Genomic DNA, 15,097 nt, shown 5'->3' on the forward strand with positions numbered 1-15,097 from the left:
TTTGCCCGGAAACGGGAATCTGATACATTCGTGACCCCCGCGGCCCTGAGATGGGTGGCGGGGGATTCTTTCGGCGGGGAAGCAGGAGGCGGCATTTGAGAACGCGCATAGAGGAATGGATCGCTCCGGCCGCAATTCTGGCTGTTATCTCAATTTTTGGCTACGATCTTTCCGCAAGATACACCCGCGGCTATTTGTCAATCTATGGCGTTGAATTGCGCTGGTTTGACCCAACCGCAACTCAACTCCTAATGAATGCAAGCGGCATTGTCTTCTATCTGATCCTCGCGATAGCGCTATTTGTGCTTCTTAGTATCGCCACAAAGGCCTCGCAGCCGGTTTGGAATGCGCTGTATTTTGGCCTTCTTCTCGTCGTTGGGTTCGTGTGCTATGCCCACATAGCGTCAATGTGGATACTGTTTGGCGATAGTGTTTTTTGGTGGGGAAAACTGTATCTTGCCTTCAAGGTTGGAATCCTTCCTGCCACCTTTTGCCTACTGCCGCTGCTCTGGCGCGCAGTTGATTCCGATTCATGGAAGCCGCCAGGGAAAGAGTGGGCTACTCGCTTCCGCAATGATCTCGGGGAAGGTGCTTTGACTACAGCCAGAGTGGTGGTGGCAATGCTGCTCGTAATGATATTCGGGCGGATCATTGCCGCAATGCTCGGCCAGAGCGTCGCAATGTCGGAAATACAGGGCATTCGAAACAAGGGCTTTCTCACGAGTCTTCCGGAGGGCGAGATTATAGTCGAGAAAATTTTATTTCGCGACACGAATGCTGCGATTATGATCATGCGCGATCATGAAGGCCTGTACATTCGGTTTGTTGATCCCGTTCTCGGCATTGACCATTCGCCAGGCTCTGGCAGGGTGTTGTTTAAGGATGTCCAGCCGAAGCTCTTGCCATTTGTCCCATCGGAGTAATCCCTGCTGAGACAATCTGTTGCTGCTATTGATCAGTTTGGCATCCTGTATCGGGGACAATGCTCGCGGCCTTGGCGCGAGCCGAACCTTATTTGGCTGATTCCGTTCCAGTCTCTAGAAAGCGTGAACGGGTATGTTCTGCCGCTCCCCGGTGAGTGTCATTCCTGACCCGTGTTCTCTCCCTCCCGGGCCTCCTTTGCTAGGTGCGTCTCCGCCGCCCGGGTCACCGCTGCGCGGATGCCCCGGGGCACCGGTGATTCATGATTCTTTCTCGGTGCCCCGGGGCATTCCTGACCCGGGCTCCCCCTCCTCCCGTGCTCGTTGATGGAAACACAGTACCCGTCGTCCGCCCGGTCGCGGGCTGGTTGTGATTGGTCTTCTGATGAAGCGAGGTCGCTGCGGACCGCGTGCTGCCGCCCGCGGCTCTGTCTGCTCCCTCTCCTGTCTCGCGGCCCCCGGACGCGAGATGGGAGAGGGCTGGGGTGAGGGCTCCCTCTCGTCGCATCCGCGCGCGGCGCAGGTTGGGAGTGGTCTTCTGATGAAAGAAGTGAACTGCGGACCGCGTGCTGCCGCCCGCGGCTCTGTTATGCGCCGGGCCAGAGCCACGCGAAGATCGCCGCGGTCGCGAGCCCGTAGATCAGCCCGTCGACGAGGTGCGCCACGAACATCGACCAGGAGCGCCCGAACCAGATGATCTGGGGGATGACGGCGGCGGTGTACGCGAGCACGCCGGCGATGGCCATCGTGTGGAAGACCACCGCGAACTCGGCGCCGCGGGGCAGCGTGGGGATGCCCAGGCATCCGAGCGCGAACGACACGACGAGGTACAGCACGAACGAGCCGAGCAGCGACGCGCCCATGCCCGGCGCCTTGGGGTACACCTGCAGGCGTCCCCACGGGCCTTCCTTCATGCGCTGCTTGCCCTCGTCGGTCTTCATGTCCTTCCCCTCGCAGAACGGGAAGAAGTACATCCCCGGGGCGACGCCCAGCCGGCGCAGGGCGGCGAGCACATCGGCCTCGTTGCCCAGGCGGCGGGCCTCCCCCTTGTGGTGCGGCGCGACCGTCCACGCGAGCATCGACAGAAAGAAGACCGCCGCCGTCGCCAGGAGGATCGGGAGCCAGAGATCCCCGAGTGAAACGAGCGCTCCGGTGTCGGGGGAAACGGCGGGGATCTGCGGTGCGCCAAGCATGGGGAGACTCCTGCGGTTGCGGTCGGGCGAAATCGGACTCGCGGGCACCACATTCTCTTCGGCGATGTCTGGCGGGAGTGTTCAAAGGGGGATGGGTTGGTCTTCTGCTGAACCGTGGTCGCCGCGGCGCGCGTGCCGCCGCCCGCGGCTCTGTCTGCTCCCTCTCCTGTCTCGCGCAGCGAGATGGGAGAGGGCCGGGGTGATGGCATGAAAGCCCGTTGCTCCCGAGTCGTGGGGCGGTGTACACCGTCCCTGTGTGACAACGACTCACCGAAAGGAGCAACGGACATGGAGAAGACCTCAGTGTATGTGGGACTGGACTATCACCAGTCGTTCATCCGTGTGTGCGTGGTCGACGCCGCCGGCCGCGCCCTGTACAACCGGCCCTGCGGCAACCACTGGCGTGAGGTGGTCGAGGCCGTCTCGGGACGCGGGGCGGTGGCCGGCGTGGCCATCGAGGCCTGCTGCGGCGCAGCCGACCTGGCCGACGAGCTCGTCGAGCACGCCGGCTGGAGCGTGGCCCTGGCGCACCCGGGCTATGTCGCACGCATGAAGCAGAGCCCCGACAAGAGCGACATGGCCGACGCACGCGTGCTCGCCGAGCTCACCCGCGTGGGCTGGCTCCCGCGTGTCTGGCTCGCGCCCGCCCCGATCCGCGAGCTGCGTCGGCTCGTGGGGCTGCGTCAGACCCTGATCGATCAGCGACGCGCCGCGAGGCTCCGTCTGCGCGCGTTGCTCCGCGACCTGCGCCGGCGACCCGCGGGCGTGCGGACGCGTCCCTGGTCCCGCGCCTGGCTGGCGTGGGTCGACACGCTGGACCTGGACGACGCGTCGCGTCTGGTGCTCGACGAGTGTCTTGCTCAGATCGCCTTCTTCACTCAGCGGCTGACGCGTGTCGAGCACGCGTTGGAGGGGCGCACCCACAACGACCCGGTCGTGCGTCGCCTGCGTGAGATGCCCGGCGTGGGCCCGGTCACCGCGTGGGTGCTGCGCGCCCATGTCGGACGCTTCGACCGATTCCGCAGCGGCAAGCAGCTCGCGCGGTTCTGCAGCCTGTGCCCGCGCAACGCCTCCAGCGGCGATCGCGTGGCCGACTCGGGCCTGATCCGCGCCGGCGACCCGACGCTGCGCTCCACGCTCATCGAGCTGGGCCATCGGCTCGTCCGCTGCGACCAACGCTGGGGATCCCTGGCCGCGCGTCTGCGTCGGGCGGGCAAGCACCCCTGCGTGATCGCCGCCGCCGTGGCCAACCGCTTCGTGCGCTGGCTCCACCACCAGATGCAGGAGCCCACCATGACCTGACGCCCCAGGAAGAACCCGCGACGCAACGACCCGACCGACAACGGACATCGCACGCCGGGCCCGCGCTGTGCGCGGCGAGCTCGAGAGCCCTCTGGGCCAGACGCTCGTCGGGTGATAGGGCAGCCGCGCACGCCGCTCGGAAGCGCCACCATGGGCAAGGGCTCACGCCCGACGCTCGGATAGATGAATGGGCCCCGGCGACGCGATCTCCCCTTGACACGCAACGGGCTTTCATAGATGAGGGCTACCCGATCTTCGGGCTTCGCTCCCCGCCCTCTGACTTTCTGCACTCCCTCTCCTCGCCTCACCGATGCTCGTGGCTGGAGTCTCCATCGGAATGTGAGTCGCCGCGAGGTCGGGTCGACCCGGGGCGCCGGGCGGCGCGAAATCGGGCGAATAAACTGCCCAACCAGCGAGTGACGACACCTGCGTGAAGGGAGCGACGCGTGGCGATCGACGAAGGAAACCAATCTCTCCGCGGCCTGGCGCTGGCCCAGCGCTGGCTCCTGGTCGTGCTTCTCGCCTATATCGCGGCGCTCGCGGCGGTCCTGCTCCAGCCCAGCGGCAACCCGTTCGCGGGCGGCGTGGCCGGGCTGTATTTCCTGCTCTGGTTCGTGATGCTCGCGATGGTCGCGGCGGTGACCGCCCGGCTCGGGGGCTGGGCGTGGGCGGTCGTCGTGACCGTGCTGATGCTGATCCCGGTGGTGAACCTGCTGACGCTGCTGGCGGTGAACCAGCGCGCGGTGCGCCGCCTGAAGGACGCGGGGTTCACCGTGGGGCTGCTGGGCGTGTCGGGCGAGCAGCTGCGTGCGCGATAACGCGTGCGAGGGCGGTTCCGAGGGGATCGTGATCGCTGGTGGTCGGTGATCCCCGGCCGCGTGCTGCCGCCCGCGGCTCTGATCCGGATTGTCTTTCTGATCTGAGCCGCGGGCGGGAGCACGCGGCTCGAAGCGTTGGTGGTTCGTTGATCACGCCTTCCCGTGATGCGTGAGGGAGGTTCCGGGGGGGCTGGCGCGAGGGCTCGCCGGGGGGTGGGGGATCCAACTTGGCAAATCAGCGCGGCTTGTCATAATGCCCCCCGCCGCGACCCGGGGTGTGACCCGGGGCGCGAGGCAGAGGAGTGAACACGATGCGTCTGAATCGCGTGGCGGTTGTCGGTGTGGTTGCGTTCCACCTTGGCCTGATCGGCGGGGCGGCGTCGGGCGATGTGCTCCAGCCGGGCCAGACGCTCGCGCTGGAGGGCACGACGCCCACGCTCTCGCCCTGGCTGCAGGGGAGCGTCTCGGGCGGGATTTCCCGGCCCTTCGAGGTGCGCGACGCCTCGAACGCCGTCGTGTTCTCCGGAACGCTCGTGGTGGACTTCGTGCAGGCGTTGCCATTCGGAGTCCAGTACGCGAACTACCGGCTGGTCGGCACGAGCGGCGTCGCCGGGCGGGCCGTCACCTCGGTGCAGATCCCCGGGTGGCGCACGAGCTCGGTCGACGCCGAGTTCCGCAGCGACCTCGAGCCGGGGACGGTTCCCCCGTCGTTCGCCGGGCGCTCGCTCGACGGCGACACCGTGACCTTCCTCTTCACGGGCGGCCTCCCGGCCGGCCAGGATTCGCGCTCCTCGTACATCTTCTCGGGCGCAACCCCGCTCGTGCAGACCGGGATCGCGCGCGTCATCCTCAACACGAACGAACTCGTGGAAATCACCGGCCTCCCCGTCCCTGCGCCCAGCATTGCGTGCCCCGGCGACACCAACGCCGACGGCGTGGTGAACTTCGCCGATCTCAACAGCGTGCTGACAAACTTCGGCACGGCGTGCCCCTGATCAGAGCCGCGGGCGGAAGCACGCGGCTCGAAGCGTCGGTGGTTCATTGATCACGCCTTCCCGTGGTGCGTCAGGACGGTTTCGAGGGATCGGGATCGCTGGTGGGCGGTGATCTCCAGCCGCGTGCTGCCGCCCGCGGCTCTGTTTTGGGCCCTGGGCTCCGAGAACCGGGTTTGTTGTATCTCGTGGCGTGATCGGGGCGCTGCTTCCGCGTCTTCGGACAAGGAGATACCCCGATGCGACTGAACCCGATGATGCTGCCCGTCCTGTCCTGTGTCGCCGCGCTGGCCGGCCCGTCGGCGCTGGCCGTGCCTGTCCAGCCGGGCGATGTGGTGAACCTGAACGGAACGACCGCCGCCGCGGAGCCGTGGCTTGTGGGTGTGAACGCCGACGGCGCGAGCGCCTTCCCCTTCACGGTGCTGGACAACGGGGGGGTCCCGGTGTTCCAGGGCGTCTTCACTTCCGAGCCGCGCCGGTCCGACATTCTGGGGACGACCCGCGTTCGGTACCGGCTGCGCGACATGCAGGCGGTTGGGGATCGGCGCGTCGCGCGCGTCGACATCCTCGGGTTCGCCGGGCTGCAGACGAATGTCGAGTACCGCACCGACGGCATCGGCGTCATCGGGCCCAACCTCGCGTCGCGGGTCCACACGACGGGCGCGCAGATCAGCTTTATCTTCTCGAACCCCCTGCTGACGCCCGGCCTCGAATCTCGCTACTTCCATGTCCACAGCAACGGGGCGGCGTTCACCGAGACGGGGATCGTGCGCGTCGTGCTGAACACCGGCGAGTCGGCCATATTCGGCGGCGTGCACATCCCGGCGCTCACCGATTGCCCGAACGACGTGAACGGCGACGGCGTGATTAACTTCGCCGACCTGAACAGCGTGCTGACGAGCTTCGGCAACGCGTGCCCGTGAGCAACGACGGGGCGCCGAGCGGGCGAAGCATTTTTTGTCGGTGATCTTGAAGATCCAACCGTTTCGCCGGCCGTGCCTTGCGTGCGCGACCGGCGATTTTCTCATGAACTCCGTGTCGCGTTTCGCGACGCGTTCACGCGTGGTTGTGTGGCAAGGTACACACACCCACGGAGATCAGAACCATGAAGAGATTCAGCATCACCCTCGCGCTGCTGTGCGTCGCCGGCGCGTCGGCGCACGCCGCCCCGCTGCCCCCCGGCTCGAACGATGTCTTCCTCCCCGGCACGAGTTTCGCGGGCCAGCCCGTGCTGGTGGGCCCGGCGGTCGCGAGCGCGACGCAGCCCTTCCAGATCTTCAGCGGGGGCGGCGCGCTGCTGTTCCAGGGCGAGCTGGTGCAGATCGTGCGCCGCTCCAACGCGACGAACACGCTCGGGTTTTACTACGCGATCCGCAACACGGTGTCGGGGCTCAACGGCGTGGTGGCGCGCGTCGAGGCCGAGCCGTTCACGGGCGTCGCGGTCGACGCGAACTGGATGACCGACAGCGTTGGCCTGGCGATGCCGAACTTCGCGGATCGCAACGGGTCGGGTTCGATCATCAATTACGACTTCCTGACGCCCCCGTTCTTCTCGGGCGCCGAGTCGCGCATCTTCCTCGCGTTCACCGACGCGACCGAGGTCAACGACGACGGGTTCGTGACGATCTACCTGACCGGGGGCGAGTCTGTGACGCTGCCGGCGTTCGCGCCCGGGCGCCCGTGCCCGAGCTGTCGCGGCGACGTGAACGGCGACGGCGTGGTGGACTTCGCCGACCTCAACGAGGTGCTGGGCGCCTTCGGGACGGTCTGCCCCCCTCCGAGCGTTCCGTAACGGATCGGCGCGCGCCGCGAGGGAGAGGCGGCGCATGATCGATGGAGAGCCCCGCGCCGCGGGAACGCGGCGCGGGCGCTTTATGAGGGGGGCTTTGCGTCAGGGGCTCATCGGCTTGCCGAGGCGCTCGCGTTTCTGGCGCGCGAAGCCGAGGTGGTGCTCGACATGCCAGACATAGCCCTCGAGGAGTTCGAGGAGGGTGACGATGCCGCGCTCGTTGTGCACGCCCTCGCGCGCGAACGCCGCGTCGGGCAGCGCGCGCAGGTGCTGGGCCATCAGGCGCCGCGAGCACTCGAACACCTCGCACACGAGGTCCAAGTCGAGCGCGTCGTAGGGCTGCTTCGCGACATACGCGTTCTCGTCGTAGCCGATCAGCAGGGGCTTCTCCATCGCAGCGATGCGGCGCATCCGGTCGTGCGCGACCAGGTCGCTGTCGAGCAGGTGGATCACCAGCTCCCGGATGCTCCACGCGCCCGGGCCCGGCTTGGCGCGCAGGTCGTCCTCGGTCAGCCCCTGGATCGCGGCGCGAAGCGCGGGCCCGCCCCGCTCGAAACGGTCGATGAGTGTTCTGTCCATGCCCAAGCGTACGGCGGCGCCGGGCCCGGGTTCGTCACCACCCGCACGACGCGCCGAACGCGCTCAGGACCAGGTTCAGATCGCTGAAGTTCACCACGCCGTCGGCGTTCAGGTCGCCCTGGTCCGTCGTGAGCCCGAAACTGCTCAGCACGACATTCAGGTCGGCGAAGTTGATCACGCCGTCGGCGTTCGCGTCGCCAACGCAGCCGAACTCGTCGGCCCCGATATCGACGGAATCGCCCACGACGCGCGGCCCGCCGAACAGGTCGGTCGCGACACCGGGCGCGACGAGCGCGTTGTCGCCCAGCCCGATGAGGGGCGAGCCGGGGGGAAGGCGTGGCTGGTCGTCGCGGGTCCCGATGAACCCGTCTGGCCCGGCGAGGTTCGCGAAGTTCGCCGGCAGGTTCACGTTGCCGTTCCCGGCGTAGATGTTGAGCCCGCTGATGGTGCTGTTGCGCACGGTGATGACGCCGGAGCCCTGGTTCCAGAACTGGCGGAGCTCCGAGGTCCCGGTGTTATCGCGGATGATCGAGTTGGAGACGACCGGGACCCCGCCGTTGTTGTAGAGCCCGGCGCCCACTCCCCCGCCCGACGCGACGACGATGTTGTGCACGATCGTGCAGTTGGTGATCTCGCAGTTCTGGTTGACGTAGAACCCCCCGCCCGAAGCGGCGACGTTGTTGCCGATGTAGCAGTTGATGAAGCGGGGCGAGGTGGTGTAGGTCGCGACCGCGCCGCCCAGGCGCCCGGCGGCGTTGTACACGAAGAAGGTGTTGATGATGTCGATCTCGCCTGCGAAGGAGTTGAGCAGCGCGATGCCCCCGCCGTACCACTCGCACTGGTTCTCGCTGAAGACGCAGTCGCGCACGACGAACTTGGAGAACGCGGCGTTGAGCCCGCCGCCGTCGCGCCGGAAGTCGACATTGGCGCGCCCGCCCCGGATGGTGAGGCCCTCGATCACGACGCGCTCGACATTGCGGAGGAACACGACATTGACGGAGTTGTCGTCGCGGTTGGTGAAGTCATCGCCGTCGTCGCCGTTGAGATCGCCGTTGAGCACGGTGACGAAGGCGCGCGGGTCGCGGTCGTTCGGGTTCCCGCCCCCGGCCAGTCCTCGATAGCCGCCGCGGACCGTGACGCCCGAGCGTGGGGAGAAGGACCTGAGGCGATCGAGCCGCGCCGGGTCGGGGAGGTAATTGCCTTGCGCGACGAGGAGGACATCGCCGTCCTGGGCCGCGCCGAGCGCGTCGGCCAGTTCGGCGTAGGCGGTCGCCCACGAGGCGCCGTTGCCCCCGGCGGGCGCGGATGCCTCTACATAGATGGTCCCGGCGCCCGCCGAAGCCATCAGGACATGCGACAGTCCGAGAAACCCAGCCGGAACGATGCGACGCGTGAGAGCCATGCTGCTGAATCTCCAAAGGGCGACCCGGCGCAGAACGGGCGCGCCGGCCGGGGATCAATCCGGCGTGGGCCGGCGACGCCCGACACGCACGGTGCGTGTTTTTCACACGCCCCGGAGAATCAGCATCGCCCAGTTGCCCAGAAACGCCCCGACCACGAAGGCCCACGCGCCGACGCGCAGCCAGCCCGGCGCGTCGACGACGAGGCGCCTCCCGAGCCCGAGCCGGAGCACAAGCCACCCGGCAAGCCACGCGAGCGCGACGGCGAGGAACGGGTTGATGAGGATCGCGTCGAGCGGGTCGCCTCGCAGCGCGGCGGCTGCCATGCGCGTCCCGCCGCAGGTCGCGCAGGGGACCTCGGTCACGCGCTTGAAGAGGCACAGCGCCGGGGCGCGCGAAGGGTCAATCCATCCCCACGCGGTGAGGAGAACTCCTGCGCCGACGAGGATGGTCCAGAGCCCGAGCGCAACGACCCCGAACCACGGAAGGCCGACGGCTCGATCCACGCGTTCGAGGCGCACACGCATCATCGGTCACCCGGCGAGCACGGGCGTGGGGTCGTCGCGGTCACGGCCCCTGGCTTGCGGCGCCGGCGATGGCGCCCAGGATGGCAAGTCCGAAGAAGACCGCCACGAAAACGATCCCGATGAGCTGGAGCACGACGGCGATGATGCCGCAGATCTTCCCGGCCTGCGTGAGGCCTCTGCCCTCGGGGTCCATGTGCCCGGCGTCCATCTGGCGCAGGTCGGCGCCGCCCATGACCCAGGCGGCGATCCCGAAGAGGAAGCAGAGGACGAGCCCGAGGATGCCGAAGACGAGCACAAGCACGCCGCGATGGGGGCGCATCCCGGCTGGAGAGTGAGAATATTGGTTCACGCGGCGACTCCTGAACGGTGTCGCGCCGGCCGACCAGGCGCGGCGCGGACTCTGGTGAACCTACCTCAAGAGCCCCCCCCTCGCAAGGGGGTATGGGCGACGGCCTGGGTCGAGCGCCTGCCCCCTACCCTTCGCCCATGCGGATCATCGGAGGCGAGCACCGCTCGCGGAAACTGAAGTCCCCGCCCGACACGGCGGCGGCGCGTCCCATGCCAGCGATGGTCAAGGAGGCGTTGTTCACTCTGCTGCGAGGGCACTACGACGACGCCGGGGTGCTGGACCTGTTCGCCGGGAGCGGCGCGATCGGGCTGGAGGCGGTCTCGCGCGGCGCGAGAGAATGCGTCTTCGTCGAGAAGGAACGCGCCTCGGCCCGGGTGATCGGCGAGAACATCGCCGAGCTTGGCGTGGGGGACCGCTGCCGCGTGATCTCGGGCGACGCGCTGGGCGCGTCGATCGTGGCGAGCGCGCCGCGCCCGCTGCATCTGGTGTTCATGGACCCGCCGTACGCGCTGATGGAAACCGAGATCGGTCGCCAGAGGGTGTTCGCGCAGGCGTCGCGACTGATCCGGCTGCTCGACGACGACGGGTTCCTGGTGCTGCGCACGCCCTGGCCCATGATCCTGGCGGACAAGACGACGCCCTCGCTGAAGATCGACGACGCGGAGGGTCCCGAGACGCACGCGTACGGGACGACGGCGATCCACCTCTACGCGAAGGCCGGCGTGCCGCACGCCGACGAACGCGCGCCGGTGGATTATGTCGAGGACGAGGCGGAGTAGAGAAGGCAATGGGCAATGGGCAATGGGCAATAGGAAGCAGGAAGAGGCAGTGGGGTCTGGGTCTGATGCCTGCGTGACGCGGTACACTGCCCCCGCATGAGCACGCCCCGAGAGTTCGCGACGCGGATCGTCGCGCGTCTGCGCGACGCCGGGCATGTCGCGTATTTCGCGGGCGGGTGCGTGCGCGACGAACTGCTGGGGCTGTCGCCCAAGGATTACGACGTGGCGACCAGCGCGACGCCCGACGAGGTGCGCCCGCTCTTCCGGCGCGTCAACGAGGTGGGCGTCTCGTTCGGCGTCATGCTCGTGCGCGAGCAGGACATCACGGTCGAGGTCGCGACCTTCCGCGAGGAATCCGGGTATTCCGACAGCCGGCGCCCCGACGAGGTGCGCTTCAGCGACGCGAACGCCGACGCGAAGCGGCGCGACTACACGATCAACGCGCTGTTCCTCGACCCGCTCGACACGCGCGACGACCCGCGAGGGCGCGTGCTGGACCTGGTGGGCGGGCTCGACGACCTGAACCGCAAAGTTATCCGCGCCGTGGGCGACCCGGACGCGCGCCTCTCCGAAGACCACCTGCGCGCGCTGCGCGGCGTGCGCCTCGCGGCCCGCCTCGGATTCACGATCGAGCCCGCGACCGGCGAGGCGATCTCGCGCCACGCGACGCAACTCGCCGGCGTGTCGCGCGAGCGCGTGGGCGACGAGCTGCGCAAGATGCTCACCCACCCCACGCGCGCCGCAGCGGCCGAACTGCTCCAGCGTCTGCGCCTCGACGGGCCGACGCTCGACGAGTCGAGCCGGCCGGCGCACCTGTCGTCGCTCCGCGCGATGCCCGGCGACGCGCCCTTCGGCGCGTGCCTTGGCGCGTGGGTGGTCGATCGCGTGCACGCGTCGGGCCAGGGGCTCGACGCGCTTGCCCTGGATCGCGCCCTTGCCCAGACCCCCTCGCGCCTGCGCGCCGCGCTGTGCCTGAGCAACGACGAGCGCGATTGCCTGCGCGACACACTCGCGCTCACGCGAGAGATCGCCGAGGGATGGGCGGCGCGCAGCGTCGCGGGGCGCAAGCGGCTCGCGTCGCGCCAGGCGTTCACCGGCGCCCTGTGCGTCGTCTCGGGGCGCGACGGCGCGCTGGCGGCGACGGTCCTCGCCGATGTCGCGGCGCTGGCCGCGACCCCCTCGGGCCTGGCCCCCACTCCCCTGACCACCGGGGACGACCTCGTCGAACGCGGGTTCCAGCCCGGCCCTCGGTTCAAGCAGGCGCTGGAGGCGGCCTACGACGCGCAGCTGGAGGGACGCATCCGGACTCGCGAGGAGGCGATCGACCTGTGCGCACGGGTGCTGGCGACCGGCGAACACGGCTGATCCCGGAACACCGCCGGCCCGGGCGCGTTCTATTGATGAGCAGATCACGCCGCTGGGCGCGAGCACGCTGAACCGGTCCAGCGCTCGCCCGTATACTTGGCGATGCAGAGCCCCGGGCCGTGGGGGTGGTCTGCGCCCTCGGTCCAATCCCCGGTCGAAGCCCCGGTCCAGCCCCATCCCCTCACGCGAGGAGATCGTTCCCGATGCGATCCATGACGCAGCCGATCCTGACCGTCCGTTCTCTGTTCCGGTCGATGACCGCGATCGCCGCCGCGTCTCTGGTCGCCGTGGGCGCGATGAGCGCGACCGCCCCCCAGGCGTCGGCGCAGCAGCCGGCGCGAGGGGCCAAGGCCGAGGCGGCCAGGGTGGTCGACCGGATCGTCTTCCGGAACGGGCGGACCGTCGAGGGCGAGATCCTCGAGGAAACAGACACGACCATCCAGATGCGGATCGTCGTCGCCGGGATCTCGACCGTGACGACCTACGCCAAGTCCGAGCTGCTGGAGATCCAGCGCGGCGCCGCGGAGCAGGAAGCCCCACCGGCCCCGGCCGCGGCCCCCGGGTCGACGCGCCAGAGCGATCGCGCCCGTGATCGCGACGCGAGGCGCGATGTCGCCGAGGACGCTCCGCGCGTGGCGCACTTCAAGGTCGAGGGCCAGTTCGGGCGCGATGTGAGCCAGACGCCGCTGCTCCAGGCGTTCGAGCGCGCCCGTTCCGTGTCCCCGGACGTCATCATCATCGAGATGGACAGCGAGTCTCGCGGCGGGTTCGACGGGCTGTTCGTCGCCAACATCGAGCGCATGACGCCGGCGATCGAGCAGGCCATCGCCAACGGCCAGCGCGTGGTCTTCTGGATCAAGAAGGCCCAGGGCGGCGCGGCGTTCCTGCCCTTCGTCAGCCCCGAGATCTATTTCCAGAACGACGGTCGCCTGGGCGGGATCGGCACCCTCCAGAGCTTCGACATGGGCAACAAGCGCGTGAACGAGAAGCAGATCTCCCTGCGACTCGGCCACGCCGAGGGCCTGGCGATCACGGGCGGCTACGCCCCCGAACTCATCCGCGCCATGGCGCGCCAGGACTACTGGCTCGCGTTCCGCATCCGCGGCGGCGAGATCGAGTACATGCAGCGCCAGCCCACCGACGCCGAACTCTCCGAGGGCTGGATCGTCCTCTCCGACGACGGGCAGGGCTCCAACAAGGACAAGATGGAAGACATCGTGCGCGGGCGCGGCAACGACGTGCTGAACCTCAACGCCGAGCGCGCCCTCCAGCTCAATGTCTCCAAGGGCACCGCCAACACCCTCGAGGACCTCGCGTTCCAGCTCGGCTACGGGCGGGATTTCCAGAAGGTCGAGATCGACTCGCAGCGCATCCTCAGCGACTGGGCCACCCGCGTGGATCGCGCCGAAGAGACCATCCAGCGCACCCTCAAGGACCTCGAGGCGCACACGCAGCGCGGCGGGAACACCCGCGACCCGCGCCGCGCTATCGGCGAGGAGATCCGACTCCTCCAGCAGCTGCGCAGCACCCTGGGACAGTTCGAAGAGATCTTCGACCCAGACGGCTCGCAGCGCGCCCAGATCGACGTGCGCATCGCCGAGCTGCGCCTCCAGCTGCAGCGCATGAACCGCTGATCACCCCCGACGCCCCCGACGCGCCCTCGCACACGAACACGACTCACTCCCTCTCTCGCCCGGAGTCCGACCGAATGACCCGATTCTCCAGAACGATCCTCGACGCGCTCCGGTCGCCCGTGGCGATCCTGACGCTCGCGCTCGCGGCGATCGCTTTCGCCCCGGTCGCCGACGCGCTCGCGGCCGATAAGGTCACCCTGAAGGACGGCACCGTCCTCGAGGGACGCATCGAGCGTGAGGGCGACGGCTTCATCTACCTCCTCGTCAAGATCGGCTCCATCGAGAACCGGCGCCTGATCCTGCGCGAGGACATCCGCTCCATCGATCGCGAGAGCGAGCGGGCCGACGCCGGCGCGCCCGCGCCGGCAGGCCAGGACAACCGGCGCGCCCCCCGCCGCACGCCCTCGCCCGACGCGATCCCCGACGGCGCGGTCCGCGTCGCTTTCGTCACGCTCGGCGAGCCCCCGAACAAGGACATGGTCGGCCCCTTCATGAACGCCGACGCGCTCGAGCGCTCGATCGAGATGCTCAACAAGCTCCCCGAGGCCCAGCGACCCCAGATCGTCGTGCTGCGATTCAACTCCGGCGGCGGCGCGCTCGTCGAGATCGAGAAGCTCAGCGATGTGATCGAAGACAAGATCAAGCCCAACTATCAGGTCGTCGCCTGGATCGAGAGCGCTATCTCCGCCGCGGCGATGACCGCCTACACGATCGAAGACATCTACTTCATGAGCAAGGGCAACTTCGGCGCCGCCACCGGCTTCTTCATGCAGGGCGGTCGCGCCCAGGCTGTCGAAGGGCGCGAGCTCGAAGAGGTCTTCTTCATGATGGAGCGCATCGCGGCGCGCGGCGGGCATTCCCCCCTGGTCATGCGCGCGATGCAGGTCGAGCAGGAGCTGTCGGCCGACATCGACGAGAACGGCGTCGTCACCTGGCGCCCCGACCTGAACGGCCAGTACATCGTCAACCCCAAGGGGCGCATCCTCACCTTCAACTCGCTCGACGCCACACGCTACAAGTTCGCCAAGGGCGTCGCCGACACCAGGGAAGAACTGATGCGCCAGATCGTGGGCGACCGCGAGTGGGTCGAGGTCGGTCAGGAAGCCGACCGCTACCAGAGGGAATTCCGCGACAACGTGTTCGCGGCCCAGGTCGAGATCAACTCGCTGGGCTCGCGCCTCGAGCTCGAGGTGCAGGCGGCGCAGTCCGCCCGCGACGACGTCGAGCGCAGCCGCCACGTCGGCGCCGCCCGTCGCTACCTGTCGCAGATCCGTTCGTGGGTGCGTCGTGCGCCCTCGCTGGAGTTCTACATGGGTCTGACCCCCGAGCGCCTGCGAGAGATCGACGAGGAGCTGCGCGAGATGGCCCGCCCGCGCAACCGCTGACCCCCGAACCAGCCCCGCCCGTCCCGACGCGGCCCTCCCACCGAGGGCCGTTTTTCTTCCCGGCG

Annotated in this window: 15 protein-coding genes; 10 read left to right on the top strand and 5 right to left on the bottom strand. The window is 68.4% G+C overall.

Annotated features, from left to right (window positions below; translation table 11 throughout):
• Nucleotides 1–95 precede the first annotated feature (95 nt).
• On the top strand, nt 96–923 hold the full coding sequence (locus KF684_05695; GenBank protein MBX3352408.1) for a hypothetical protein: 828 nt from the start codon (nt 96–98) through the stop codon (nt 921–923).
• 584 nt (nt 924–1,507) lie between these two features.
• Here KF684_05695 and KF684_05700 read toward each other — a convergent pair.
• Nucleotides 1,508–2,113: a hypothetical protein gene (locus KF684_05700; GenBank protein ID MBX3352409.1), complete on the bottom strand. Its 606-nt coding sequence runs from the start codon at nt 2,111–2,113 to the stop codon at nt 1,508–1,510.
• Nucleotides 2,114–2,401: 288 nt separating this feature from the next.
• Here KF684_05700 and KF684_05705 point away from each other — a divergent pair, with 288 nt between their 5' ends.
• The 5 genes from KF684_05705 (at nt 2,402) to KF684_05725 (ending at nt 7,017) form a co-directional block, all read left to right on the top strand.
• A complete protein-coding gene (locus KF684_05705; GenBank protein ID MBX3352410.1) occupies nt 2,402–3,415 on the top strand; it encodes an IS110 family transposase in 1,014 nt (337 codons plus the stop codon).
• Nucleotides 3,416–3,861: 446 nt separating this feature from the next.
• Entirely contained in the window at nt 3,862–4,233 is a 372-nt protein-coding gene (locus KF684_05710; GenBank protein MBX3352411.1) for a hypothetical protein, read from the top strand.
• Between the two features lie 311 nt (nt 4,234–4,544).
• The gene (locus KF684_05715; GenBank protein MBX3352412.1) at nt 4,545–5,228 is read left to right on the top strand and encodes a hypothetical protein; all 684 of its coding nucleotides are present in this window, start codon (nt 4,545–4,547) and stop codon (nt 5,226–5,228) included.
• A gap of 236 nt (nt 5,229–5,464) precedes the next feature.
• The gene (locus tag KF684_05720) at nt 5,465–6,148 is read left to right on the top strand and encodes a hypothetical protein (GenBank protein MBX3352413.1); all 684 of its coding nucleotides are present in this window, start codon (nt 5,465–5,467) and stop codon (nt 6,146–6,148) included.
• 182 nt (nt 6,149–6,330) lie between these two features.
• Nucleotides 6,331–7,017, top strand: a complete 687-nt coding sequence (locus tag KF684_05725; protein MBX3352414.1) for a hypothetical protein — start codon at nt 6,331–6,333, stop codon at nt 7,015–7,017.
• A 99-nt stretch (nt 7,018–7,116) separates the two neighbouring features.
• On the opposite strand, the gene KF684_05730 is transcribed toward KF684_05725, so the two are convergent.
• The 4 genes from KF684_05730 to KF684_05745 form a co-directional block, all read right to left on the bottom strand.
• Entirely contained in the window at nt 7,117–7,593 is a 477-nt protein-coding gene (locus tag KF684_05730) for a DinB family protein (GenBank protein MBX3352415.1), read from the bottom strand.
• A 34-nt stretch (nt 7,594–7,627) separates the two neighbouring features.
• A complete protein-coding gene (locus tag KF684_05735; protein MBX3352416.1) occupies nt 7,628–8,995 on the bottom strand; it encodes a hypothetical protein in 1,368 nt (455 codons plus the stop codon).
• Nucleotides 8,996–9,097: 102 nt separating this feature from the next.
• Nucleotides 9,098–9,520 (bottom strand): DUF2752 domain-containing protein, encoded by a 423-nt coding sequence (locus KF684_05740; protein MBX3352417.1) that lies wholly within the window; start codon nt 9,518–9,520, stop codon nt 9,098–9,100.
• Nucleotides 9,521–9,560: 40 nt separating this feature from the next.
• Nucleotides 9,561–9,869: a hypothetical protein gene (locus KF684_05745; protein MBX3352418.1), complete on the bottom strand. Its 309-nt coding sequence runs from the start codon at nt 9,867–9,869 to the stop codon at nt 9,561–9,563.
• Between the two features lie 137 nt (nt 9,870–10,006).
• Between KF684_05745 and KF684_05750 the strand changes: the two genes are divergently transcribed.
• The 4 genes from KF684_05750 to KF684_05765 all read left to right on the top strand — a co-directional run bounded on the left by KF684_05750 (nt 10,007) and on the right by KF684_05765 (nt 15,032).
• Nucleotides 10,007–10,648 (top strand): RsmD family RNA methyltransferase, encoded by a 642-nt coding sequence (locus KF684_05750; GenBank protein MBX3352419.1) that lies wholly within the window; start codon nt 10,007–10,009, stop codon nt 10,646–10,648.
• 96 nt (nt 10,649–10,744) lie between these two features.
• Nucleotides 10,745–12,013 (top strand): CCA tRNA nucleotidyltransferase, encoded by a 1,269-nt coding sequence (locus tag KF684_05755; GenBank protein MBX3352420.1) that lies wholly within the window; start codon nt 10,745–10,747, stop codon nt 12,011–12,013.
• A 203-nt stretch (nt 12,014–12,216) separates the two neighbouring features.
• Nucleotides 12,217–13,647, top strand: coding sequence for a hypothetical protein (locus KF684_05760; GenBank protein MBX3352421.1), 1,431 nt, complete (start codon nt 12,217–12,219; stop codon nt 13,645–13,647).
• Nucleotides 13,648–13,721: 74 nt separating this feature from the next.
• Entirely contained in the window at nt 13,722–15,032 is a 1,311-nt protein-coding gene (locus KF684_05765) for a hypothetical protein (GenBank protein ID MBX3352422.1), read from the top strand.
• The last annotated feature ends 65 nt before the right edge of the window (nt 15,033–15,097 follow it).

This window comes from Phycisphaeraceae bacterium (assembly GCA_019636675.1).
In the GTDB taxonomy this organism is placed as follows: domain Bacteria; phylum Planctomycetota; class Phycisphaerae; order Phycisphaerales; family UBA1924; genus JAHBXC01.

Coding starts and splice junctions, on each gene's coding strand:
- KF684_05700 (MBX3352409.1), bottom strand. CDS start 2,113: ATGCTTGGCGCACCGCAGATCCCCGCCGTTTCCCCCGACACCGGAGCG.
- KF684_05705 (MBX3352410.1), top strand. CDS start 2,402: ATGGAGAAGACCTCAGTGTATGTGGGACTGGACTATCACCAGTCGTTC.
- KF684_05715 (MBX3352412.1), top strand. CDS start 4,545: ATGCGTCTGAATCGCGTGGCGGTTGTCGGTGTGGTTGCGTTCCACCTT.
- KF684_05720 (MBX3352413.1), top strand. CDS start 5,465: ATGCGACTGAACCCGATGATGCTGCCCGTCCTGTCCTGTGTCGCCGCG.
- KF684_05725 (MBX3352414.1), top strand. CDS start 6,331: ATGAAGAGATTCAGCATCACCCTCGCGCTGCTGTGCGTCGCCGGCGCG.
- KF684_05730 (MBX3352415.1), bottom strand. CDS start 7,593: ATGGACAGAACACTCATCGACCGTTTCGAGCGGGGCGGGCCCGCGCTT.
- KF684_05735 (MBX3352416.1), bottom strand. CDS start 8,995: ATGGCTCTCACGCGTCGCATCGTTCCGGCTGGGTTTCTCGGACTGTCG.
- KF684_05740 (MBX3352417.1), bottom strand. CDS start 9,520: ATGCGTGTGCGCCTCGAACGCGTGGATCGAGCCGTCGGCCTTCCGTGG.
- KF684_05750 (MBX3352419.1), top strand. CDS start 10,007: ATGCGGATCATCGGAGGCGAGCACCGCTCGCGGAAACTGAAGTCCCCG.
- KF684_05755 (MBX3352420.1), top strand. CDS start 10,745: ATGAGCACGCCCCGAGAGTTCGCGACGCGGATCGTCGCGCGTCTGCGC.
- KF684_05760 (MBX3352421.1), top strand. CDS start 12,217: ATGCGATCCATGACGCAGCCGATCCTGACCGTCCGTTCTCTGTTCCGG.
- KF684_05765 (MBX3352422.1), top strand. CDS start 13,722: ATGACCCGATTCTCCAGAACGATCCTCGACGCGCTCCGGTCGCCCGTG.